Source organism: Mycolicibacterium aubagnense, assembly GCF_010730955.1.
GTDB classification, from domain to species: Bacteria; Actinomycetota; Actinomycetes; order Mycobacteriales; family Mycobacteriaceae; genus Mycobacterium; species Mycobacterium aubagnense.
The window spans coordinates 1,490,559-1,512,631 of sequence record NZ_AP022577.1 but is presented as its reverse complement, the minus strand read 5'-3'; the positions used below and the strand labels follow the sequence as shown (position 1 = coordinate 1,512,631).

Annotated in this window: 24 protein-coding genes; 5 read left to right on the top strand and 19 right to left on the bottom strand. The window is 65.8% G+C overall.

Annotated features, from left to right (window positions below; translation table 11 throughout):
* Positions 1-223 precede the first annotated feature (223 nt).
* The 5 genes from G6N59_RS07515 to G6N59_RS07500 all read left to right on the top strand — a co-directional run bounded on the left by G6N59_RS07515 (position 224) and on the right by G6N59_RS07500 (position 3,197).
* Positions 224-802: a hypothetical protein gene (locus G6N59_RS07515; protein ID WP_163911046.1), complete on the top strand. Its 579-nt coding sequence runs from the start codon at positions 224-226 to the stop codon at positions 800-802.
* Positions 795-1,310, top strand: coding sequence for a hypothetical protein (locus G6N59_RS07510; protein ID WP_138231549.1), 516 nt, complete (start codon positions 795-797; stop codon positions 1,308-1,310). The genes G6N59_RS07515 and G6N59_RS07510 overlap by 8 nt, the downstream gene beginning before the upstream one ends.
* Positions 1,243-1,683 carry a DUF6891 domain-containing protein gene (locus tag G6N59_RS31805; RefSeq protein WP_407665829.1) on the top strand — a complete coding sequence of 147 codons (441 nt, stop codon included), beginning with the start codon at positions 1,243-1,245 and terminating at the stop codon, positions 1,681-1,683. Before G6N59_RS07510 ends, G6N59_RS31805 begins: the two co-directional genes overlap by 68 nt.
* Positions 1,684-2,057: 374 nt before the next feature.
* Positions 2,058-2,582, top strand: a complete 525-nt coding sequence (locus tag G6N59_RS07505; RefSeq protein ID WP_138231548.1) for a hypothetical protein — start codon at positions 2,058-2,060, stop codon at positions 2,580-2,582.
* A 126-nt stretch (positions 2,583-2,708) separates the two neighbouring features.
* On the top strand, positions 2,709-3,197 hold the full coding sequence (locus G6N59_RS07500; protein WP_138231547.1) for an MBOE_33420 family protein: 489 nt from the start codon (positions 2,709-2,711) through the stop codon (positions 3,195-3,197).
* Positions 3,198-3,208: 11 nt separating this feature from the next.
* On the opposite strand, the gene G6N59_RS07495 is transcribed toward G6N59_RS07500, so the two are convergent.
* The 19 genes from G6N59_RS07495 to G6N59_RS07405 all read right to left on the bottom strand — a co-directional run bounded on the left by G6N59_RS07495 (position 3,209) and on the right by G6N59_RS07405 (position 22,060).
* Positions 3,209-3,703: a polyketide cyclase gene (locus tag G6N59_RS07495; protein ID WP_138231546.1), complete on the bottom strand. Its 495-nt coding sequence runs from the start codon at positions 3,701-3,703 to the stop codon at positions 3,209-3,211.
* 23 nt (positions 3,704-3,726) lie between these two features.
* Positions 3,727-5,268, bottom strand: a complete 1,542-nt coding sequence (nuoN, locus tag G6N59_RS07490; protein WP_138231545.1) for an NADH-quinone oxidoreductase subunit NuoN — start codon at positions 5,266-5,268, stop codon at positions 3,727-3,729.
* Complete coding sequence (locus G6N59_RS07485; protein WP_138231544.1) at positions 5,265-6,815, bottom strand: NADH-quinone oxidoreductase subunit M; 1,551 nt, start codon at positions 6,813-6,815, stop codon at positions 5,265-5,267. Before G6N59_RS07485 ends, nuoN begins: the two co-directional genes overlap by 4 nt.
* Positions 6,809-8,692: an NADH-quinone oxidoreductase subunit L gene (nuoL, locus tag G6N59_RS07480; protein WP_138231543.1), complete on the bottom strand. Its 1,884-nt coding sequence runs from the start codon at positions 8,690-8,692 to the stop codon at positions 6,809-6,811. Before nuoL ends, G6N59_RS07485 begins: the two co-directional genes overlap by 7 nt.
* A gap of 2 nt (positions 8,693-8,694) precedes the next feature.
* Positions 8,695-8,994 (bottom strand): NADH-quinone oxidoreductase subunit NuoK, encoded by a 300-nt coding sequence (gene nuoK / locus G6N59_RS07475; protein WP_138231542.1) that lies wholly within the window; start codon positions 8,992-8,994, stop codon positions 8,695-8,697.
* Positions 8,991-9,728, bottom strand: coding sequence for an NADH-quinone oxidoreductase subunit J (locus tag G6N59_RS07470; protein WP_138231541.1), 738 nt, complete (start codon positions 9,726-9,728; stop codon positions 8,991-8,993). Before G6N59_RS07470 ends, nuoK begins: the two co-directional genes overlap by 4 nt.
* A complete protein-coding gene (nuoI, locus tag G6N59_RS07465) occupies positions 9,725-10,309 on the bottom strand; it encodes an NADH-quinone oxidoreductase subunit NuoI (protein ID WP_138231540.1) in 585 nt (194 codons plus the stop codon). The genes G6N59_RS07470 and nuoI overlap by 4 nt, the downstream gene beginning before the upstream one ends.
* Positions 10,299-11,528 (bottom strand): NADH-quinone oxidoreductase subunit NuoH, encoded by a 1,230-nt coding sequence (gene nuoH / locus G6N59_RS07460; RefSeq protein WP_138231539.1) that lies wholly within the window; start codon positions 11,526-11,528, stop codon positions 10,299-10,301. Before nuoH ends, nuoI begins: the two co-directional genes overlap by 11 nt.
* Positions 11,525-13,921, bottom strand: coding sequence for an NADH-quinone oxidoreductase subunit G (locus tag G6N59_RS07455; protein WP_138231538.1), 2,397 nt, complete (start codon positions 13,919-13,921; stop codon positions 11,525-11,527). Before G6N59_RS07455 ends, nuoH begins: the two co-directional genes overlap by 4 nt.
* Positions 13,918-15,228 carry an NADH-quinone oxidoreductase subunit NuoF gene (gene nuoF / locus G6N59_RS07450; protein ID WP_138231537.1) on the bottom strand — a complete coding sequence of 437 codons (1,311 nt, stop codon included), beginning with the start codon at positions 15,226-15,228 and terminating at the stop codon, positions 13,918-13,920. Before nuoF ends, G6N59_RS07455 begins: the two co-directional genes overlap by 4 nt.
* The gene (gene nuoE / locus G6N59_RS07445; protein ID WP_138231536.1) at positions 15,225-15,947 is read right to left on the bottom strand and encodes an NADH-quinone oxidoreductase subunit NuoE; all 723 of its coding nucleotides are present in this window, start codon (positions 15,945-15,947) and stop codon (positions 15,225-15,227) included. Before nuoE ends, nuoF begins: the two co-directional genes overlap by 4 nt.
* The gene (nuoD, locus tag G6N59_RS07440) at positions 15,944-17,272 is read right to left on the bottom strand and encodes an NADH dehydrogenase (quinone) subunit D (protein ID WP_138231535.1); all 1,329 of its coding nucleotides are present in this window, start codon (positions 17,270-17,272) and stop codon (positions 15,944-15,946) included. Before nuoD ends, nuoE begins: the two co-directional genes overlap by 4 nt.
* Positions 17,272-17,955 (bottom strand): NADH-quinone oxidoreductase subunit C, encoded by a 684-nt coding sequence (locus tag G6N59_RS07435; protein ID WP_138231534.1) that lies wholly within the window; start codon positions 17,953-17,955, stop codon positions 17,272-17,274. The genes nuoD and G6N59_RS07435 overlap by 1 nt, the downstream gene beginning before the upstream one ends.
* The gene (locus G6N59_RS07430; RefSeq protein WP_138231533.1) at positions 17,952-18,509 is read right to left on the bottom strand and encodes a NuoB/complex I 20 kDa subunit family protein; all 558 of its coding nucleotides are present in this window, start codon (positions 18,507-18,509) and stop codon (positions 17,952-17,954) included. The genes G6N59_RS07435 and G6N59_RS07430 overlap by 4 nt, the downstream gene beginning before the upstream one ends.
* A gap of 11 nt (positions 18,510-18,520) precedes the next feature.
* Positions 18,521-18,895, bottom strand: a complete 375-nt coding sequence (locus tag G6N59_RS07425; RefSeq protein ID WP_043400785.1) for an NADH-quinone oxidoreductase subunit A — start codon at positions 18,893-18,895, stop codon at positions 18,521-18,523.
* Between the two features lie 193 nt (positions 18,896-19,088).
* Complete coding sequence (locus tag G6N59_RS07420; RefSeq protein ID WP_138231532.1) at positions 19,089-19,481, bottom strand: Rv3143 family two-component system response regulator; 393 nt, start codon at positions 19,479-19,481, stop codon at positions 19,089-19,091.
* A 46-nt stretch (positions 19,482-19,527) separates the two neighbouring features.
* Positions 19,528-19,869 (bottom strand): DUF6285 domain-containing protein, encoded by a 342-nt coding sequence (locus G6N59_RS07415; RefSeq protein WP_138231531.1) that lies wholly within the window; start codon positions 19,867-19,869, stop codon positions 19,528-19,530.
* On the bottom strand, positions 19,866-20,825 hold the full coding sequence (locus G6N59_RS07410) for a phosphotransferase family protein (RefSeq protein WP_179970282.1): 960 nt from the start codon (positions 20,823-20,825) through the stop codon (positions 19,866-19,868). Before G6N59_RS07410 ends, G6N59_RS07415 begins: the two co-directional genes overlap by 4 nt.
* Positions 20,822-22,060: an acyl-CoA dehydrogenase family protein gene (locus tag G6N59_RS07405; RefSeq protein WP_138231530.1), complete on the bottom strand. Its 1,239-nt coding sequence runs from the start codon at positions 22,058-22,060 to the stop codon at positions 20,822-20,824. Before G6N59_RS07405 ends, G6N59_RS07410 begins: the two co-directional genes overlap by 4 nt.
* Positions 22,061-22,073: the final 13 nt, after the last annotated feature.

The following is a 22,073-nucleotide window of genomic DNA, read 5'->3' as shown; positions in this document are numbered from 1 at the left end:
ATCGACGCCTCCTCGCAGGTGCCGTGTTCAGAACTGTCGCCGGTTGTGGGCTAGATCACCGTTCGGTTCTGCCACTGATTCCCGACTACACCTTGCACAGGCTCGTCATCGGTGATGAGTACGGTCGGTCTGTTGGACAGGGGGATGTGGTCATGGGTGATTTCTCGCCGACGAAGGTGGCGCCCGCACCGCGCGCGTCGGGACCTGCCGGGACCTGACGTCGATGGCCGAAGTATCACCGGACCGACCCGCCGGGCCGGACGGTCACCAGGATTGGGCACCCTACTCGGACTTGGTACAAGCAGCGGAGGCGTACCTGCGTGACCCCGCGATCGCGGTGGAGGCGTTGAACCGCGTGATGGATCCGACGGTGATCAAGGCATTCGTCATGGAACGGACGCTCGAACACGAGGATTCGCGCGATTCGTTGTACCAGGAGGTCGCTGTGACCGACGGCCGGACATTGCTGCTGTGGATGGGTGCCGATGAACTCACCGACGACGACGATCCCGAGCCCGGCGCACCCTTGCTGACATCCACGCTGCGCTCGATTCCGTTGTCCGCGTTGACCGATCGCAATCTCAAAGTTGGATATCGCATCGATCACAGTGGCGGACGGTCCCTGCACAGTGTTGAACTGCGGCTGGTGACCACGACGGCCGACTACACCCTCGCAAAGACCCCATCGAGGACCGAGGCCTTCAGTGAAGAGCTGCTATTCACGAAGTCTGTCACCGACGGCGGACGAGCACAGATGGAACGGCTGATTCAATTCGGAAGGGCGCTCGCCGCACATGGCTGATTGGGCATCGCACAGGCATCTCCAGCAGGCGGTATTGCTCGGCATCCGCAATCCCGAAGCGGCACTGAACAATTTGCGCGCTTTCATCAACTTCGACGCTGCCTACTCATTCGTGCTTACGCAGCGTCCGACCTGGCAGGAGGTCGCGGTCACCGACGGTTCGCGTTTGATCTTGTGGCACGGCTCTGACGCAGAATGTGCCGGCCACGATGAGCGATTGCCGCACCCAATGTTCCAGTCCACGGTGCGGACCGTTCTCCTCTCGCGACTCAGTGACCAGGCATTGCACACCGACTACGACGTCCTGCCCGACGGTTCTCGCGAGCTGGTGTCGGTGCGCCTCCGGCTGTACACGACGACAGTCAACAGCACAATCCGGACCACTCCCGAGGACAGTCAGCACTACGTCGAGTGCTACCTCTTCGACAAGAACGCCGACGATGGTCAGGACGAAATGGAACGACTTCTCGAATTCGCGGCCGCGCTATCGATTTCGACCAACGTGTGACTGGCCTTCAGACCGGAAAGGAACCGCTGCCGATGATGGGGATCATCCCTATCCCTACCGCGAGTGGGCATACGTCTACTTCCATGCGCAGGACGCGGACCACCTCGGCGCCCCAGACCCCGTCTTGTACATCGCTTACAGTGCGTGGACCTACCACTCGCAATTGCCAAGAGAATTCGTCGATGCAGCCTCGCGCGGTGAGGAAACCGCCATGAGGGATGCCTTTGAGCGCACCGAAGTTCTACTCGGTAAACAGATCGTAGCCGCAGCCAGAAACAGTGACCTCACAGCGCGATGGTCCGGATCACGACGCGAACGCGTCTGCTTGCAAATCCGCGACCGGCGAAAGCCCTTGCCGCCAAGGGCTGTGTGAGGCCGCTCAAATCACCAGAGAACCAAGGGGGACAAAATGTTTCGTGACGTGCCGCGGATTCTGCGGTGTCTCACATCAATACCAACGATGTTCTGGGCAACGATCACGGCTGCCACTCGTCAGCCGGGAGGAAAAGCAGCCGACCGCAGAATTCCCCAGAACCCTGGGCAGTACCACGCCGACGATCCGTGGGTGGATTGAGCGGCATTGACCATCGCCCGGCATGAGGCGACCGCCCCGGTCGATACCGTGTGCCCTGCTGTGGACATCGTTTGCGTCTGAAGATGTTTCATCGGACGGTGACGTCGAATCCTACTGCGGATCGCAGTCTGCACGTGGATGTGACTGCCATATTTGGCTGCGAAAGAGGAGACATGGCCGTGCGAACGGCGACGAACAAGCTGCTGTGCGACATCATGATCGCACCCGATGGCGGCGTCGTGGTCATTGAAGATGCTGGGGCGAAAGGAATTACAGGCACCTACGTGCACGCCGATATCGAACCCGAGCCCGCGGCAGAGCAGCGAGCACTGTGGGTACGGACCATGAGTGCCGACGAGTGCGACGTCGTCGGCCGGCAGGTTCGGGTTCGCGTGCTCTCTGGTTCGGACACCGGCGGACTCGGTGTCCGAGCATTCGATGGCCACCTCAACATCGCCAGCGGACTGCTGGCTATCGGTGCTCGCCGCAACCCCGGCCGTCAATTGCTGGTTGGCCCATCGGGTGTGATCGGCGTCAGCGTGTTTGTGGGCAACGACGTCGACGCCATCTGTTTCGACGACTCCGGCGTCAGCTATCCAACATCAGGTCCCAGCGAGGTCACCCTGCTGCTGCATGGAGATGCCTGGCACACCTACACATTGCGCAATACGGTCGCCCGGTGGCGGCTCCGGTGTTAGCAGTTCTGCGGCACGCAAAGCCCGAGATCGCGGAGATGCGCCCTACGGGCCACTCGCGCGGCTAGGCAGACTACGGGCCTGAGCCAGATCAACCCCGGATCTTCGGGCAGTGTGCTATGCAAAGTCATGCTGCCGAAAATTTGTGCGCTGTCGGCGTTGGCACTGATGGTGACGGCTCCGCAGGCACATGCCGACCGTGCCGAACCGGTACCGCTCTACGGGAACTATGACGCCTTTCTCGACCATTCGCGTCAGACGTTCAACGGGCGTCCGGACGCGTCGGACCCGTCGACCCAGGCGGCCATGTTCCGGACGGTGTGCGACGCCGGCGGCTGTGTCGCGCATTGGTTGAGAGTGACCGAGCTGAAAGAGAATCCGAACGCACCGGCACTGTTCGACTACCGCTGGACGGGTGACCGCTGGGAGTCCTCGGGGGACTATCCGTTCCATTGCGGCCCGAATGGCACTGCAGTAACGGCGTTTCGGTCCGACTTCCTGAAGCCCAATGGCGACGGAAGTTTCACCGGCGAGCGGACGTTCACCGTGGCGGCACCGGGCTGCCCTGGTGATGGAGCGGGGACCTACTGGCTGCCGTTCACCGTGACGCCCACGTAGTTGGTTGGTCGCTACATTTCCGCCAGATGTTTGAAGTTCAGCAGTTGCCGCCGCGCCATCACCAGGTCACCCAGTGACAGCAGCGGGGCGACGAGTCGCAATGACTGCGGCGCTGCGACTTTCAGCACCAGCCGCGTTCTGCGGTCATCGATCGGGGTGAGCTGATAAGACATGTGGGCACCTATGATCTGCGCGGTCAACTGCACCTGATGGTCGACAGCGACGATTCTGCCCAGCGGCCGCCCGGCGCTGGCGCTGAACGGATCGCCGGGCTCAGGGTCGGTGAGGTTGCGCAGCTCGCGCGGTGATCGATGCCCCAGGTTGTCGATCCAGTCGTACGAGTACGGCGCGAGGCGAACCTGAAGGAGCCAAGGCCACAAGCGTTCTCGCGTCGCATTCACCGTGACACCGCGCCACGCTTCGAGCGATGGGTTGGCCACGTAGCGGTCACAGTCGTACTCAGCGCGAGTTTCAGCGTCGGTGACGCCCCAACGATCTCCGAGCACCGGACGCTCACCTCCTCAGCGGCTCACCGCAGGAACTGGCCGGCGTGGTTGGCCAGGTCGAGCACGGGCTGCGGGACGGCTCCCAGTGCGAGGGTCACGAACGCCGTCAGCCCGATCATCGCCGTACTCAGGCTGCCCGACTGCACTTCTGGGCCGTCCTCGACCGGATCGGTGAAGAACATCAGGACGATCACCCGGACATAGAAGTACGCGGCGACGGCACTGGCGATCACACCGATAACCACCAAGGACGCGGCACCACCTTCGGCCGCGGCTTTGAAGACCGCGAACTTGCTGACGAATCCACTGGTCAGCGGAATGCCGGCGAACGCCAGCAGAAACAGCGCGAACACCACACCGAAGAAAGGATGCCGACGGCCCAGCCCGGCCCACCGGCGCAGGTCGCCTTCCTCGTCACCGTCGGCCCGCCGCACCACGCTCACCACCGCGAACGCACCGAGTGTGCTGAACCCGTACGCGAACAAGTAGAACAACGATGCCGACAGGCCGTTGTCGTTGAGTGCGATCACGCCGGTGAGGATGAAACCGGTGTGGGCGACCGACGAATACGCCAGCATGCGCTTGACGTCGTCCTGCGCGATGGCGATCATCGTGCCCACCGCCATGGACAACACCGCGATGATCGACAGCACCGGCCGCCAGTCGTTGGCGAGCGCCGGCAGCGCCACGTAGCAGACCCGCAGCAGCGCGCCGAAGGCGGCGATCTTGGTGGCCGATGCCATGAAGGCCGTCACCGGCGTGGGCGCCCCCTGATAGACGTCGGGCACCCAGGAATGGAACGGCGCCGCACCGACTTTGAACAACAGGCCGACGCACAGGAGCGCTATCCCGATGAGCCCCAAGGAGGCCGGTCCGCGGCCTGCCGCGACGCCCGACAAGCTCAGGCTGCCCGAATAGCCGTACAGCATCGCGACACCGAAGAGGAAGAACGCGGAGGAAAAGGCGCCCAGCAGAAAGTACTTGAGCGACGCTTCCTGGGAAAGCAGCCGATTCCGGCGCGCGAGGCCGCACATCAGGTACAGCGGCAGCGATAGCACCTCGAGGGCGACGAACATCGTCAGCAGATCATCCGATGCGCCGAACAGCATCATGCCGCCGAGTGCGAACATCGCCAGCGGGAACACCTCGGTCTGGACCACGCCCGCTTTGAGCGCGACCTGCTCGGCGGCGCTGCCCGGCACCGTCGCGGCCTGCGGGGTGAACGCGGCCAGCCCGCTGCCCTCCGAAACCCGTTGAGCCATCAGCAAGGTCGCCAACAGACTGACGCCCAGCAGAGTCCCCTGCAGGAAGAGTGCCGGACGGTCGATGGCGATCGCCCCGAGGACTGCGGGCCGGCCGATCGCCGGACCCAGGTGCAGCGCTTGGGAAACCACGGCGATCAATGCGACCGCCTGGCCGCCGATGCTCAAGGTGACCTGGGCGCGGTACCGCGCCGAGCGCGGCGCGAAAGCCTCCACGAGCACGCCTGCCAGCGCGATGCCGAACACGATCAGCATCGGGGACAGCAGGCCGTACTCGACGGACGGCGCGGGGATGGGTGTCATCGGACCACCCCCTGGGCGGTGCTCGACGAGGTGTGTCCGACAGCGGGATTGATGATGTCGAGGGCCGGCTTGGGGTAGATGCCCAGCACGAGCAGAAGGACGACCAGCGGTACCACCACGGCCAGTTCGCGAGGTACCAGGTCGCGCAGCTTGTCGTTGCCGACGGCGACAGGGCCGGTCATCATGCGCTGGTACATCCACAGGATGTAGAGCGCGGAGAGCACCAGGGCCGTGGCCGCGACGGCCGTGACCGCCGGGTAGTGGATGAATGTGCCGACCAGGACCAGGAATTCGCTGATGAACGGTGCCAGGCCAGGTAGCGACAGCGTGGCCAACCCGGCGACCAGGAACGTGCCGGCCAGAACGGGCGCGACGGTCTGCACGCCACCGTAGTCGGCGATGGCTCGAGATCCCCGGCGGGACACCAGGAAGCCGGCGATCAGGAACAGTGCGGCAGTCGAGAGGCCGTGGTTGACCATGTAGAGCGCGGCGCCGGACTGCGCCTGCTCGGTCATGGCGAAGATACCCAGGATGATGAAGCCGAAGTGTGAGATCGAGGTGTACGAGATCAGCCGCATCACGTCGGTCTGACCGATGGCCACGATGGCCCCGTAGACGATGCCGATGACCGCCAGCGCAATGATCAACGGCCGGAACGTCGCCGCGGACTGGGGGAAGAGCTGGAGGCAGTACCGGAGCATGCCGAAGGTGCCCACCTTGTCGACGACAGCCATCATCAGGACCGCGGTGGCCGGCGTGGCGTGCACTGCCGCGTCGGGCAACCACCGGTGCAGCGGCCACAGCGGTGCCTTGACCGCGAACGCAAACATGAATCCGCCGAACAGCGCATTGGCCAAACCCGGGCTGACGTTCAGCGTGCCGTCGCGCACAGCGTCCGCGACGGCACGGAAATCGAACGTGCCGTGGGCGAACAGCGGGCTGTTGGCGGTGGCCACGTACAGCCCGATGACCGCGGCCAGCATGATCAAGCCACCGAACAGGTTGTACAGCAGGAACTTCACCGCGGCTTTCGACGCCGAGGGACGGTCCGCGCCGAAACCGCCGATGAGGAAGTACATCGGGATCAGCATGGCCTCGAAGAAGACGTAGAACAGCAGGATGTCCAGCGACACCAGGGAAATCAGCACCATCGACTCGACGGCGAGGATCAATGCGAAATAGGCATGCGTCGACTTGGCTTGCGCGCCTGCGTCGTTCGCGTCACCGTCATTCCATCCGGCGATGATCAGCAGCGGCACCAGGACCGCCGTCAGTGCGACCAGCACGAGGGCCACACCGTCGACCCCGAGGATGTATCCGGTGCCGAACGATGGTATCCACGGGTGGTTCTCGACGAACTGGTAGCGCTCCCCGGCCGGATCGAACCGCAGCGCCAGCATCAGCGCGACGGCCAACACCACCAGCGACACCGCGAGTGCCGTCCAGCGCGCGAAAGCCCGTGCCGTGGCAGGCAACAGGATCACTGTCGCACCGCCGGCCATCGGGACGGCCCACAACGCCGTCAGCCACCACATTCCGGTCACCACACCCTCACCGTGAGAATGGCGGCCGCAATCAATGCCGCTCCGGCCAACATGGACAACGCATAGGACCGGGCGAACCCGTTCTGCGAGCGCCGAAGATCCTGCGATCCGCTGCGCACCAGCGCCGCCAGCTCGCGGGTGACACCGTCGACCGCGACGTCGTCGAAGTCAACCAGGTCATCGGTCAGCCGCCGCCCCGGCACCATCAGCGCCCGCTCGTTGAACGCGTCGCCGTACAGATCATTGCGGGCAGCGACCGTCAGCCCGGAGACGTTGACCGGCGCACTCAGCGGGATGGGTTGCCGCGCATACATCCGATACGCGATCGCGACGCCGACACCGACCACCGCGAGCGTGACGACGGTGAGCAGCCAGGCGGGAACGGTGTGCTCGAGTTCCTGGTAACCGACGATCGGTTCGAGCCAATGTTCCAACGCTCCGCCGGCGGCGAGCAGCGCGCCCGCGCCGATGGACCCGGCGGCGAGCAGCACCATGGGCCAGCCCATGACCGACGGAGATTCATGGGGATGCGCCTCGGCCCGCCAACGCTTTTCCCCGAAGAACGTCATCAGCATGACGCGGGTCATGTAGAACGCGGTGATGCCCGCGCCCAGCAGCGCGGCACCGCCGAACAGCAGCCCTCTGGTGCCGCCGGCGGCGAACGCGGCCTCGATGATCGGGTCTTTCGAGAAGAACCCGGACAGCGGCGGCACCCCGATGATCGCGAGATACCCCATGCCGAACGTGGCGAACGTGACGGGCATGGCGCTGCGCAGTCCGCCGTAGCGGCGCATATCGGTCTCGTCATCCATGGCGTGCATCACCGAACCGGCGCCCAGGAACAGACCGGCCTTGAAGAAGCCGTGCGCCAGCAGATGCATGATCGCGAGCGCGTAGCCGGCCGGGCCGAGCCCCGCCGCCAGCATCATGTAGCCGATCTGGCTCATGGTCGACGCCGCAAGGGCCTTCTTGATGTCGTCCTTGGCACAGCCGATCACCGCGCCGAACAACAGCGTCACCGCCCCGACGCTGGCGACCGCCAGCCGGGCATCGGCGGACTGGTTGAAGATCGGTGCCGACCGCACGACGAGGTAGACGCCTGCGGTCACCATGGTGGCCGCGTGGATCAGCGCCGAAACCGGCGTCGGGCCCTCCATGGCATCCCCGAGCCAGGACTGCAGCGGCACCTGAGCCGACTTGCCGCACGCCGCCAGCAGCAGCAGCAGGCCGATGAGTGTGGCGGTAGCCGCGGCAAGATGCGGGGCCTTGGCGAAAACACCCGAGTACGAGAGCGTTCCGGTGTGGGCGAACATGGCTGCCAGGGCCAGCGCCAGCCCGATGTCACCGACCCGGTTGACGACGAACGCCTTCTTCGCGGCCGTCGCCGCCGACGGCTTGTGCGACCAGAACCCGATCAGCAGGTACGACGCCAGGCCGACGCCTTCCCATCCGACGTACAGGCCCAGGTAGTTGTCGGCCAGGACGAGCAGCAGCATCGCCGCGACGAACAGGTTGAGATAGGCGAAAAAGCGGCGCCGGGCCGGGTCATGCGCCGTGTAGCCGATCGAATAGATGTGGATGAGAGCGCCGACGCCGGTGATCAGCAGGACGAAGCAGACGGACAGCTGGTCCAGCCGCAGCCCGAAGTCGACCTGGAGCTGGGCGACCGGAACCCACGAGAACAACGTCTCGTGCACCATCCGGAAGTCGTTGTCGCGAGCGGTCATTGCCATGAACTGGGTGGCGCCGACGAGAAAGGCGCTGACCACCGTGGCGCAACCGAGCAGGTGGCCCCACGCGTCGGTGGCCTTCCCGCCGAGCAGCAGTATTGCCGCACCCGCCAGCGGCAGCGCGATGAGCAACCACACCGATGTCGTCATGGTCATTGCTTCAGCAGGCTCGCGGCGTCCACCGACGCCGATCGTCGGGAACGGAAGATGGTCATGATGATCGCCAGCCCCACCACCACCTCACATGCGGCCACCACCATGGTGAAGAACGCCACCACCTGACCGTCGAGCTCACCGTGTATCCGGGAGAACGTGACGAACGCCAGATTTGCGGCATTGAGCATCAATTCGACGCACATGAACATGACGATGGCGTTGCGGCGCACCAGCACTCCGGCCGCGCCGATGGTGAACAGCAGCGCGGCGAGATAGAGGTAATTGGTGGGATTCATGAGCCTCCCTGCTCCTCGCGTGCGCTGACGGCATTCCCATCATCGGTGGAGACGCTGCGCCGGGGCAGGACGGCGCTGACGGACATGTCGGCGTCCGAACCGTCGGGAAGCTTGGCCAGGATGTCGACGGCGTTGTGCCGTGCGTACACCCCGGGGTTCGGTCGGGGCGTCGGATGCCCGCCCGCGGCGAACCGCTCAATTGACAGCTCGCGCTGGGTCTTTCGGTGCTCGAACCGTTCGCGGTGGGTCAGCACCATGGCGCCCAGTGCGGCAGTGATCAGTAGCGCGCTGGTGGTCTCGAACGCCCACAGGTAGCGGGTGAAGATCAGCACCGCCAGACCCTGGACGTTGCCGGCTCGGTTCGCGTGCTCCAGACCGACAAAATTCGCACTGAGACCACCGATTCCGGCCATCACCGCAATGCCGAAGCCGACGCCGGCCACGACGGTGGCAATGCGTTGTCCGCGAATCGTTTCCACCAGGGAGTCCGCGGAATCGACACCGATCAGCATCAGGACGAACAGGAAGAGCATCATGACCGCGCCCGTGTAGACCACCACCTGCACGACGCCGAGAAACACCGCGTCCTGGGCAATGTAGAGGATGGCGAGGCTGATCATGGTGCTGGCCAAGAACATTGCCGAGTACACCGCTTTGGGCGCAGCCACCATGGCGATGGCGCCGAGCACCGACACCGTGCCGAGCACCCAGAACGTCACGGCCTCTCCGGTCACTTGGCCGCCTCACGCCGAGTCGCTCCGTCCGCGGCGGGCCGCGAAACACCTGACGCGGTGATGTTGCCGCGGTAGTAGTCCTCGTCGGTACTGCCTTCGGCCATCGCGTGTGGCGGTGCGGTCATGTCGGGCTTCAGCGGAGCCAGCAGCTTGTCCTTGCCGTAGATCAGGTCGGACCTGTTGTCGTCGGCCATTTCGTAGTCGTTGGTCATGGTCAGCGCGCGGGTCGGGCAGGCCTCGATGCAGAGCCCACAGCCGATGCACCGCAGATAGTTGATCTGGTACACCCGGCCATACCGTTCGCCGGGTGAAAACCGTTCTTCCGCAGTATTGTCCGCGCCTTCGACGAAGATGGCGTCCGCCGGGCAGGCCCACGCGCACAGTTCGCAGCCGATGCACTTTTCCAAGCCGTCGTCGTAGCGGTTGAGCTGATGCCGGCCGTGATAGCGAGGCGCTACCGGGCCGGGTTCCTCGGGATACTGTTCGGTGACCGACTTTTTAAACATGGTTCCGAAGGTGACGCCGAAGCCGGCGAGGGCGTCGACAAATTTGGGCCTGATGAACTTGGGCCTACCGGGCATGGTCTACCTCCTTGGCCGGGATGGGCGGCACCGGGAACGCGCCGGGCTGGGGTTCGGCGGCCGGGACCGGGGTGTGAGCTGACTTGCGCCGTACGGTGTTCCACAGTGCGCCGGCGATCGCCACCACGGCGATGGCGGCGGCGAACGCCAGCACGACGGGCCAGCTGTCGTAGCCGTGCAGTCGCAGCGTCCGCACGACGCTGACGATCATGATCCAGGCCAGTGAGATCGGGATGAGCACCTTCCAGCCCAGCGCCATGAACTGGTCGTACCGCAATCGGGGGAGCGTGGCCCGCAGCCACATGAACAGGAACAGGAAGGCCCACACCTTCCCGATGAACCACAGCAGCGGCCACCATCCGGTGTTGGCACCGGGGATGAGGCTCAGCGGCCACGGGGCCTGCCAACCACCGAGGAACAGGGTGGTGGCCAGTGCCGACACCGTCGTCATGTTGACGTACTCGGCGAGCATGAACATCGCGAACTTCAGCGACGAGTACTCGGTGTGGAAACCGCCGACCAACTCGCCCTCGGCTTCGGGCAGATCGAAAGGCGCCCGGTTGGTTTCGCCGACCATGGCGACCACGTAGATCAGGAACGACGGCAGCAGCAGGAAGACGTACCAGCGGCCCTGCTGCGCGGCGACGATCTGCGATGTCGACATGGTGCCGGCGTACAGGAACACCGCGGCGAACGACAGCGCCATCGCGATCTCGTACGAGATCACCTGCGCGCTGGACCGCAGCCCGCCGAGCAGGGGATAGGTGGAGCCAGAGGCCCAGCCCGCCAACACGATTCCGTAGACCCCGATCGACGTGACCGCGAGGACGTACAACACCGCGACCGGCAGGTCGGTCAATTGCAACGGGGTCTCATGTCCGAAGACGCGGACCAGTGGCCCCATCGGGATGACGGCGAATGCCATGATCGCCGGGATCACCGAGATGATCGGCGCCAGCAGGTAAATCGGTTTGTCCACCCCGGCCGGGACCAGCCCTTCCTTCAGGGCGAGCTTGATGCCGTCGGCCAGGCTCTGGAGCAACCCGAACGGGCCCACCCGGTTGGGTCCGATGCGCATCTGCATCCAGCTCAGTACCCGGCGTTCGAGCAAGATGGCGACGAGCACCGTGAGCAACAGGAACACAAAAATGCCAAGCGCTTTGGCGAGGACCAGCCACCATGGGTCGAGGCCGAAGGAGGAGAGGTCGGGATAGTTCATGGCCTGGTCCCGTCACTGGCCGCACTGATCGAGACGAGTGCGCCCGGGGCGACGCGTAGCGTCGCGTGCACAGTCGATCCGGGCGAGTTCACCGGCAGCCACACCACACCGGTCGGCATATCGGTGATCTCGAGCGGCAGGGTGACGCTGCCGTGCGCCGTACTCACTGTGAGCGTGTCCTCGGCTCCGACGCTCGTGGCGGTGTCAGGCGACAGTCGGGCGACCGCCGGACGCGCGGTGGCAGCCAGGTTCGGTTCGCCGTCCTGCATCCTCCCGGCGTCCAACAGCATCCGCCAGCCCGCGAGGACGGCCTGGCCGGGTCCTGGTACCGGGTTCGGCGGAGCGGTGAATTCCGGTGCGGCGGGGCGTGGTCCGGTCCAGCACCCGAGTCGGTTCATCTCGTTGCGGACCGTGGCGACATCGCGCAACCCCAGATCGATGCAGTGCTCGTCGGCCAGCGCGGCCAGCACCCCCATGTCCGCACGGGTGGCCGGCGGCAGGGCCGCGCCGAACGACCGGCCGCGCCCTTCCCAGTTCACGAAGCTGCCGGCTTTCTCGACCACCGGCGCCACCGGGAACACGACGTGCGCGAGGTCGGTGACGGCGCTGCGCCGTACCTCCATGCTCACCACGAACTTCGCAGCGGTGAGTGACCGCTGAGCCTGTTCCGGGTCGGGCAGGTCGGCCAGTTCGACGCCGGCGACCAGGACGGCCTCCAGGTCGCCATCGGCGGCGGCGGCCAGGATCGCGGCGGTGTCGCGGCCCGGTGCGTCGGGGAGTTCGTCCACATGCCAGGCGACGGCCACCTCGGTCCGGGACGGCAGATCGGTGACCAAGCGTCCGCCGGGCAACAGATTCGGCGCTGCACCGGCTTCCAGCGCACCGCGCTCGCCGGCCCGCCGCGGCACCCAGCCGACGCCCGCGCCCGTGCGTTCGGCCAGCCGGGCCACGGCGGAAAACCCTCCGGGGACACCGGCCAGCCGCTCGCCGGTCAGGATGACCGAGCCGGGCGGCAACACCTCGATGGCGTCGAGAGCGCGGGGTTCGCGGCCGGGTGCGGCGGAGATCAGGGTGCCGCCCATCTTCTCCAGGCCGCGCGTGCTGAATGGCGCTACCGCAACCACTTTCAGGCCGTGCTTGCGGAATGACTTGCGCAGCCGCAGGTAGACGATCGGCGATTCTTCTTCCGGCTCGAACGCGACGAGCAGCACGACGGGCGCCTTGTCCAGATCGGTGTACGTCACCTGCATCGGCTGACCGGCGACGTGAGCAGCCAGGAACTCGGCTTCCTCGTCGCTGTGCACCCGGTTGCGGAAGTCGATGTCATTGGTGCCCAGCACGATCCGCGCGTACTTGGCGTAGGCGTAGGCGTCTTCGGCGGTGAGTCGTCCGCCGACGAGCACGCCGGTTCGGGCACCGGCGGCCGACAGCCCGCGCACGGCGACGGCGACGGCTTCGGGCCACGAGGCCGGGCGCTGGCTGCCGTCGGCGTCCCGGATCAGCGGCGTGGTGATGCGGTCACCCTGCGTCGCGTAGGTGAAGGCCCAGCGACCTTTGTCGCAGTTCCATTCCTCGTTGACCTCCGGGTCGTCACCGGCCAGGCGGCGCAACACTGTTCCGCGCCGGTGGTCGGTGCGTTGCGCGCAACCCGAGGCGCAATGTTCGCACACGCTGGGGGAGGAGACCAGATCGAAAGGCCGGGCCCGGAACCGGTACGCGGTGCCCGTCAGCGCGCCGACGGGGCAGATCTGCACGGTGTTACCGGAGAAGTACGAGTCGAACGGGTCGCCACCGTCGGGTCCTGCGCCGACGCCGACTTGTTGCAGCGCCCCGCGTTCCAGCAGTTCGATGAACGGGTCGCCGGCAATCTGATTCGAGAACCGGGTGCAGCGCGCGCACAGCACACAGCGTTCCCGGTCGAGCAAGACCTGCGCGGACAGGTTGATGGGTTTCGGGTAGGTGCGCTTGACATCCTCGAAGCGAGAATCGGCGCGGCCGTTGGACATCGCCTGGTTCTGCAGCGGGCATTCACCGCCCTTGTCACATACCGGGCAGTCCAGCGGATGGTTGATCAGCAGCAGTTCCATCACGCCGTGCTGTGCCTTGTCGGCGGCTTCCGACGTCAGCTGGGTGCGCACGATCATGTCCGGGGTGACCGTGGTGGTGCATGACGCCAACGGTTTCCGCTGACCTTCGACCTCGACCAGGCATTGCCGACAGGCACCCACCGGGTCGAGGAGGGGGTGGTCACAGAATCGGGGAATCTGGATCCCGATGAGCTCGGCGGCGCGAATCACCAACGTGCCCTTGGGCACACTGATCTGCTGGTCGTCGATGGTCAGTGAGACCATCTCGACCGCAGTCGCGCCCTTGGCCGGCTCGGTTACCGTCACGCGCCCGCTCCTTCCGTGGCGAAGACCGTGGCGGCGTGCGGATCGAAGGGACAGCCGCCGTTCAGGTGGGCGACGTACTCGTCGCGGAAGTACTTGAGCGAGGACATGATCGGGCTGGCGGCTCCGTCGCCCAGTGCACAGAACGACTTACCCAGGATGGCATCGGAGATGTCGAGCAGCTTGTCCAGATCGGCGGCCTCGGCCTGCCCGCTCTCCAGCCGGGCGTAGATCTGGGCCAGCCAGTACGTGCCTTCCCGGCAGGGTGTGCACTTGCCACAGGATTCGTGCGCGTAGAACTGGGTCCACCGCCGCACCGCGCGCACCACGCAGGTGGTCTCGTCGAAAATCTGCAGTGCCTTGGTGCCCAGCATCGAGCCGACCCCTGCCATGCCTTCATAGTCCAACGGGGTGTCCAGATGTTCGGGTGTCAACATCGGTGTCGACGATCCGCCCGGGGTCCAGAACTTCAATTGGTGTCCGGCACGGACCCCGCCCGCGCACTCCAGGAGCTCACGCAGCGAAATTCCCAGGGGCGCTTCGTATTGTCCTGGTCTCGTGACATGGCCGGACAGCGAGTACAGCGTGAAGCCGGGGGACTTCTCCGACCCCATCGACCGGAACCAGTCGACGCCGTGGCGGATCACGGATGGGACGCTGGCGATCGACTCGACGTTGTTGACCACGGTCGGGCAGGCGTACAGCCCGGCGACCGCGGGAAACGGTGGGCGCAAACGGGGTTGGCCGCGCCGTCCCTCCAGTGAGTCGAGCAGTGCGGTCTCCTCGCCGCAGATGTAGGCGCCCGCGCCGGCGTGGACCACCAGGTCCAGGTCGAAACCGGTACCGGCGATGTTGGTGCCGAGATATCCGTTGGCGTAGGCCTCGGCCACGGCGCCCTGCAGCCGGCGCAGGACCGGAACCACCTCACCGCGCAGATAGATGAAGGCGTGCCGGGCGCCGATGGCGTAGGACGCGATGATGGCGCCTTCCACCAATGCGTGCGGCGTCGCCAGCATCAGCGGGATGTCCTTGCACGTCCCCGGTTCGGATTCGTCGGCGTTGACCACCAGATAATGGGGCCGGCCGTCGTCGGGGGAGATGAACGACCACTTCGTCCCTGTCGGGAAGCCCGCGCCGCCGCGGCCACGGAGTCCCGAATCCTTGACCAGTGCAATGACTTCGGCGGGTTGCTTCCGCAACACCGCGCGTAGGGCCTGGTAGCCGCCGTGCCGAACGTAGCTCTGCAGCGTCCATGACTGCGGCTGATCCCAATGTCTGCTCAGTACCGGCGTCAGTCCTGTCGAGGTCATTGGGGCGCCTCCATCCCGCGCTCCTCGGCGATCCGCAACCCGGCCAGGGTCGCGGCGCCCGGTTCGGAGTCGTTGCTTCCCGGGCGCTCGTCGGGGAAGCCGGCCAGCATGCGCGCCGTTTCCTTGAAGGTGCAGAGAGTCGCGCCGCGCGTCGGGGTCACCGGTTCCCCGGCCCGCAGCGCGTCCACGAGTTCGCGTGCGGAACCGGGGGTTTGGTCGTCGAAGAACTCCCAGTTGACCATGACGACGGGGGCGTAGTCGCAGGCGGCGTTGCATTCGATGTGTTCCAGCGTGACCCGGCCGTCGGCGGTGGTCTCGCCGGCGCCGAGGCCGAGGTGATCCTCGAGTGTCTCCAGAATGGCGTCGCCGCCCATGATGGCGCACAACGTGTTGGTGCAGACTCCGACGAGATACTCGCCGGCGGGGGTGCGCCGGTACATCGAGTAGAAGGTGGCGACGGCGGTGACTTCTGCGGCGCTGAGGTCCAATTGCCCGGCACAGAAGGAGATTCCGGCTGGCGTCAGATAACCGTCCTGCGACTGGACGAGGTGCAGCAGCGGCAACAATGCGGAGCGCGCACTGGGATACCGGGCGATGATCGTGGCCGCATCGGCCGCCAGCGTCGCGCTCACCTCGGTCGAGTAGGACTGCGGCCCTTGGCCGATGGGCGGGCCGGGCTCGTCCGGACGTGGCCCGAGACGGAGTTCGATAGCGGTCATCTGTCGACGCCTCCCATGACCGGATCGATCGACGCCACCGCGGCGATGGCGTCGGCGACCATGGACCCCTCGCACATCACCGACACCGCCTGCAGATTGGTGAACGACGGATCGCGGTAGTGCACTCGGTACGGACGGGTGCCGCCGTCGGAGACCATGTGTACGCCCAGCTCGCCGCGGGGGGATTCGACCGCGATGTACACCTGCCCGGCGGGCACGCGGATGCCCTCGGTGACCAGCTTGAAATGGTGGATCAGGGCCTCCATGGATGAGCCCATGATCTTGGCGATGTGCTCATTGGAGTTACCCAGGCCGTCGGGGCCGACTTTCAGGTCCGCCGGCCAGGCCAGCTTCTTGTCGGTGATCATCACGGGCCCGGGGCCCGTCTTGCCCAATCGATCCACACACTGCTCGATGATCTTGATGGACTCGTGCATCTCGCGGACCCGAATCAGGTAGCGACCGTAGGCGTCACACTGGTCATCGGTGATGACGTCGAAGTCGTACGACTCGTAGCCGCAGTACGGCTGCGACTTGCGCAGGTCATGCGGAAGCCCCGTCGACCGCAATACCGGTCCGGTGATGCCCAGCGCCATGCAGCCTGTCAGGTCCAGGTATCCGACCCCCTGGGTGCGTGCCTTCCAGATGTAGTTCTCGTTGAGCAGGTTTTCCATGTCGCGCAACCGTTTCGGCAGCAACTGCAGTAGTTCCCGCAGCCGCGGCAGCGCGTCGTCGGGTAGGTCGGCGGCCAGCCCGCCCGGGCGGATGTACGCGTGGTTCATCCGGAGTCCCGTGATGGTCTCGAAGATCGACAACACCAGTTCGCGTTCCCGGAACCCGAAGAACATCGCCGACATGGAGCCCAGTTCCATGCCGCCGGTCGCGAGTGCGACGAGGTGCGACGAGATCCGGTTGAGCTCCATGAGCATGACTCGGATGACGTTGGCGCGCTCCGGAATATCGTCGGTGACGCCGAGCAGCTTCTCGACGCCCAGGCAGTACGCGGTTTCGTTGAAGAAGGGGGACAGGTAATCCATCCGCGTCACGAAAGTGACGCCCTGCGTCCACGTGCGGTATTCGAGGTTCTTCTCGATCCCGGTGTGCAGGTAGCCGATTCCACACCTGGCCTCGGTGATGGTCTCGCCGTCGATCTCCAGGATCAGCCGCAGCACGCCGTGGGTGGAGGGATGCTGCGGCCCCATGTTGACCACGATGCGTTCGCCGGCGACAGCGCTCTCGCGGGCCGCGGCGACGACGTCGGCCCAGTCTTGACCGCCGACGGTGACCACACGTTCGCGGCCATCGGGTTCGTTGTCCACAGTCATCAGCTGTAGGCCCGCCGTTCGTCCGGGGGCGGAATCTTCGCGCCGTGGTACTCGACGGGTATGCCGCCGAGCGGGTAGTCCTTGCGCTGCGGATGTCCCACCCAGTCGTCGGGCATTTCGATGCGCGTCAGCGCCGGGTGGCCGTCGAAGATGATGCCGAAGAAGTCGTAGGTCTCCCGCTCGTGCCAGTCGGTGGTCGGGTACACCGAGTACAGCGACGGGACATGCGGATGGGCATCCGGGGCGCACACCTCGACCCGAATACGGCGGTTGTGCGTGATGGACATCAGCGGGTACACGGCGTGCAACTCGCGGTCGGGCTCGTCCGGGTAATGCACCCCGGAAACTCCCAGACACAGCTCGAATCTCAGCTCGTCGCGCAGCGCCTGGGCCACCGCCACCAGGTGCGCGCGGCGTACCTCGATGGTCAGCTCGTCGCGGAACACCACGACGCGTTCGACGGCGGCGGCGAACTGGTCGTCGCCTAGTGCGGCGGCCAACGTGTCGACGACGTCGTCGAAGTAGCCGCCGTACGGCCGTGGCGAGTTGCCGGGCAGCGCCACCTCCCGCACCAACCGGCCGTAACCCGACGTGTCACCGCTGCCGTGCACACCGAACATGCCGCGACGTGTCCCGATGATTTCCGAACCCGTCGCCTCCCCGCCGTTGGGTGTGTCGGTCATGACCGCAGCAGTCCCTTCAGCTCGATGGTGGGCCGTGCCTGCAAGGCAGCTTCCTCGGCCGCGGCGATGGCTTCGGCTCGATTGACGCCCAAGGGCATCTCCTGAATCTTGGCGTGCAGCTTGAGGATTGCGTTGAGCAGCATCTCGGGCCGTGGCGGACAGCCCGGCAGGTAGATGTCGACGGGCACGATGTGGTCGACGCCCTGCACGACGGCGTAGTTGTTGAACATGCCACCGGAGGACGCACACACGCCCATGGCCAGCACCCACTTGGGCTCGGCCATCTGGTCGTACACCTGGCGCAGCACCGGGGCCATCTTCTGGCTGACGCGGCCCGCGACGATCATCAGATCTGCCTGACGCGGCGTCGCGGAGAACCGTTCCATGCCGAAGCGGGCGATGTCGAAGCGCGGGCCGGCGGTGGCCATCATCTCGATGGCGCAGCAGGCCAGGCCGAAGGTGGCGGGCCAGAGCGACCCTTTGCGCACGTACCCTGCGACGGTCTCGACAGTGGACAGCAGGATGCCGCCGGGCAGACGTTCTTCGAGTCCCATCGGTCCGGTCCTCAGTCCCAGCTCAGTCCGCCGCGCCGCCAGATGTACGCATAGGCGACGAACACCGTCAGCATGAACAGCAGCATCTCCACCACCGCGAACACCCCCAGCGATTCGAAGGAAACAGCCCAGGGGTACAGGAAGACGATCTCGATGTCGAAGACGATGAACAACATGGCGGTCAGGTAGTACTTGACCGGGAAACGCTGACCGGTGGTCTCATGTCCAGGAGAGCCCGGCGCCATCGGTTCGATGCCGCATTCGTAGGCCTCCAGCTTGGCCCGGTTGTACCGGCGAGGGCCGATGACCAGTGCGATTCCGACCGAACCCACCGCGAACGCAGCCGCGATCGCGCCGAGTACCAAGATGGGGATGTAGACGTTCATACGTTCGTCATGCCCTGTGAGGCTCCCTCGTCGAGCTGTCGATGTGAGCTGGCCCACAGCTTAGCTCGGTTAACGGAACGGCCGCCGCATTTTGGCTAGGATCATGATCAGTTCCTGACGTTCCCGCGCCCCGCCGCTGCTGGCGCGAAGAGTGAACGGCCACAGGCCATTTCGTGCTGGTTACCGCAGTGTTTCACCGCTGCGGCGACAACACCGCCGCCACTGCCTCGCCGAGCCGGATCGGGTCGATCGGGTGGGGTACCGCAGCCTCTGCGCGAGACCAGGACGCCAGCCAGGCGTCGTCCGGGCGGCCGGTGAGCACCACGATCGGCGGGCAGTTCGCCACCTCGTCCTTGAGCTGTTTGGCCAGCCCCATCCCGCCGGCGGGCGTGGCCTCGCCGTCGAGGATGACCAGGTCGATGTCGCCGGCGTCGACAGAACTCACCACGACCGGTGCCGTTGCCACCTCGAGATACGTCAGGTCGGGCAGATCCGGATGAATGCGCCGCCCCAGGGCAGTGCGCACCTGATCACGGGTGTTTGGATTGTCGCTGTACACCAGGATCTTGAGGGCAGGGTCGGCCACCTGCCCAGGCTACGACAGTCCGGTCAACAGGTAGGCCGGGTTTGGCCTACTCATCCTCGTAGCCCGGGTGGGCCACGTCGAGCCGATGACGCACCAGTGCGCGCAGGGTGGGGAGGAGTTCGTCCTGGCGATCATCGAAGTCGCCGTGGCGGATGGCTTCCGCCAGCGCTTGCTCGTCTTGGTAGCCGAGCAGCCCGGGTTCCTGACCGACCTGGCCGAGCTCGCGTTCGACGATCCGCAGCGCGTTCGCCGCGACGCGGGCGTGGAAGTTCACCGCGCCCACGTCGGCGAGCCGACCATTGGGTCCGGTGGCCTCCCGCACCTCTGTCTCCAGGAACTCGGCCACCGCGGCGACCAGCTCGGCGGCGGTGGGCCGGTAGTGGTTCATCGGGCCTCCAAGAGGCCCAGCAGGTCCCACTCGGTCTCGCACACCCGGCGGCCGATGGCGGCCAACTCCACCGATCTGGTTTGCCCCGAGAGGTGACGCTGCGCCTGGTACCGGCAGATGATGCCCCAACGCAAGGTGGCCGACACTAGCCACCAGTGAAAGGTCTTGCGATCCAGAGTGTTTGCGCTGGATCGTTCGTACGCGGTGAGGAAGTCCTCGATACTGCCCAGGCCGCCGGCGTCCAGCGCACGCGGCGCGCCGAATCGCCAGGCCCTGATGCAGAACCAGGCCAGGTCCTCTGCGCGCGAGCCCTGGTGCGTGAGCTCCCAATCCAGCACCGCCGCAAGGCGGCTGCCATCGACTATCAGGTTGCCCATCCGAAAGTCGCCGTGCACCAGCACCGGATCGCCGATGTCCGCGGGCTGATTGCGCTCCAGCCATCGGAATGCCCACTCGAAAGTCGCTGTCGTGTCGCCGATCTCATCGAGCTCGCGCCGCCATGAACTCAGCTCGTCTGCACGCGACAACCCGATGCCGGCGGGGTCGGCACAGTGGATGGATGCCAGGGCTTCGGCGCATTGTGCGAGCAGAGCGGCCCGGCCTTCGTCATCGAGGGCCCGCTGGATTTTGCGCACGATGGTCTCGCCGGACACGAAGTCGCACACCAGAAATGGATCGCCCAGAGCCTCCGGCGAATTGCTCGCTGCCAGCACCCGCGGCACCGGTGCGCCCGTGGCCGCAGCCCGGGACAGCGCCGCGGCTTCCAGTTCCATGCCGGCGTGGACCTCGTCGGGCGAGCCGACGCGGAGGATCAATGGGCGGACATCGTTGACTGTGGCCGCGGAGAACCCCCACGTGGCTCGGCTCGCACCACCGGTGAGTACGCGCAGATTCTCGATGGTGACCTCGCCCAGTGCGGGTCTGAGTACCGCGGCCAGTGCCGCCGGGTCGATCACTTGCGTCCGAACTTCAACATCCGCTGCGCCACCCGGCGAATCTGAATCTCCTCGGCGCCTTCGGTGATCCGATAGCGGCGGTGATGCCGGTAGATGTGCTCGAACGGCTCGTGCCGGCTGTAGCCGATGCCGCCGTGGATCTGCATGGCCCGGTCGGCGGCCTCGCACACCAGTCGGTTGGCGCGGTAGTTCGCCATCGACACCTTGTCGGAGACCTCCATGTGGTGATCGCGGTCCAGATGCCAGGCGGCGTAATAGACCAGGAGCCGGACCATCTGGGCCTCGGTCTGCAGCTCAGCCAGTGGCCACTGCACGGCTTGGTTGACCGACAGCGGCTTACCGAACACGACGCGTTCGCCGGCATACTGTGCGGCGCGGTCAATGCAGTACTGGGCCGCACCCAGGCTGCTGGCGGCCTGCCGAATCCGGTTCTCGTGCAGGAACGTCTGGCCGACCTCCAGGCCATGGTCCACCTCGCCGAGCACCGCATCATCAGGCACGCGAACGTCATTCAGTTCGACCTCGCCATGGTCGCTGGGCATGTTGAACGTCCACCAGTAGTACGGCACGGTGAAGCCGGGCGTGTCGGTGGGGACAAGGAACGCGGTGATGCCGACCGCCTGTCCGGGTTCACCTGACGTGCGGGCGAAGATGAGATCGTGGGTGGCCCGATGTACGCCGGTGTTCCAGCGCTTGCGGCCGTTGATGATCCAGCCGTCACCGTCGCGGACCGCGGTGGTCTCCAGCCAGGTGGCGTCGCTGCCGTGGTCGGGTTCGGTGAGGCCGAACGCCATGGACCGTTCGCCCGTGATCATCGCCTCGACCCATTCGGCTTGCTGTGCCGGGGTGCCGAACCGGCTCATCATGATGAGCTGCGGGAAATTCCCGACGATCGACGATTCGTCCTGCAGATCGTTGTGTAGGCCGAGTCCCTTGTGCGCCAGGTGTTCCCGGATGACGGCCATGTCCAGGTTGGTGCCGCCGCGGCCGCCGAACTCACGGGGCAGCCCGTATCGCAGCCAGCCGGCGGCGTCGGCGCGGCGGCGCATCTCGTCGAGCAGGTCCTCCCATTCCCGGGTCGGTACGCCACCGTTCTCCAGGTCGGTACGGGCGAATTCGCGCCGCCGGTCGAAGAACTGCATGTTCTCGCGTTCGAGCGGCTTGATCTCGGCCTCGATGAACGCGTCCATCTCGGCCAACAGGCGCGGAAGGTGTTCCGGTAGAGCGAAATCCACGGTGATTCCTCTT

What these genes read in the sequence shown, in the direction of transcription:
- G6N59_RS07515 (WP_163911046.1), top strand. Translation starts at nt 224, where the DNA reads ATGGCCGAAGTATCACCGGACCGACCCGCCGGGCCGGACGGTCACCAG.
- G6N59_RS07510 (WP_138231549.1), top strand. Translation starts at nt 795, where the DNA reads ATGGCTGATTGGGCATCGCACAGGCATCTCCAGCAGGCGGTATTGCTC.
- G6N59_RS31805 (WP_407665829.1), top strand. Translation starts at nt 1,243, where the DNA reads ATGGTCAGGACGAAATGGAACGACTTCTCGAATTCGCGGCCGCGCTAT.
- G6N59_RS07505 (WP_138231548.1), top strand. Translation starts at nt 2,058, where the DNA reads ATGGCCGTGCGAACGGCGACGAACAAGCTGCTGTGCGACATCATGATC.
- G6N59_RS07500 (WP_138231547.1), top strand. Translation starts at nt 2,709, where the DNA reads ATGCTGCCGAAAATTTGTGCGCTGTCGGCGTTGGCACTGATGGTGACG.
- nuoN (WP_138231545.1), bottom strand. Translation starts at nt 5,268, where the DNA reads ATGACACCCATCCCCGCGCCGTCCGTCGAGTACGGCCTGCTGTCCCCG.
- nuoL (WP_138231543.1), bottom strand. Translation starts at nt 8,692, where the DNA reads ATGACGACATCGGTGTGGTTGCTCATCGCGCTGCCGCTGGCGGGTGCG.
- nuoK (WP_138231542.1), bottom strand. Translation starts at nt 8,994, where the DNA reads ATGAATCCCACCAATTACCTCTATCTCGCCGCGCTGCTGTTCACCATC.
- nuoI (WP_138231540.1), bottom strand. Translation starts at nt 10,309, where the DNA reads ATGCCCGGTAGGCCCAAGTTCATCAGGCCCAAATTTGTCGACGCCCTC.
- nuoH (WP_138231539.1), bottom strand. Translation starts at nt 11,528, where the DNA reads ATGAACTATCCCGACCTCTCCTCCTTCGGCCTCGACCCATGGTGGCTG.
- nuoF (WP_138231537.1), bottom strand. Translation starts at nt 15,228, where the DNA reads ATGACCTCGACAGGACTGACGCCGGTACTGAGCAGACATTGGGATCAG.
- nuoE (WP_138231536.1), bottom strand. Translation starts at nt 15,947, where the DNA reads ATGACCGCTATCGAACTCCGTCTCGGGCCACGTCCGGACGAGCCCGGC.
- nuoD (WP_138231535.1), bottom strand. Translation starts at nt 17,272, where the DNA reads ATGACTGTGGACAACGAACCCGATGGCCGCGAACGTGTGGTCACCGTC.
- G6N59_RS07435 (WP_138231534.1), bottom strand. Translation starts at nt 17,955, where the DNA reads ATGACCGACACACCCAACGGCGGGGAGGCGACGGGTTCGGAAATCATC.
- G6N59_RS07430 (WP_138231533.1), bottom strand. Translation starts at nt 18,509, where the DNA reads ATGGGACTCGAAGAACGTCTGCCCGGCGGCATCCTGCTGTCCACTGTC.
- G6N59_RS07425 (WP_043400785.1), bottom strand. Translation starts at nt 18,895, where the DNA reads ATGAACGTCTACATCCCCATCTTGGTACTCGGCGCGATCGCGGCTGCG.
- G6N59_RS07415 (WP_138231531.1), bottom strand. Translation starts at nt 19,869, where the DNA reads ATGAACCACTACCGGCCCACCGCCGCCGAGCTGGTCGCCGCGGTGGCC.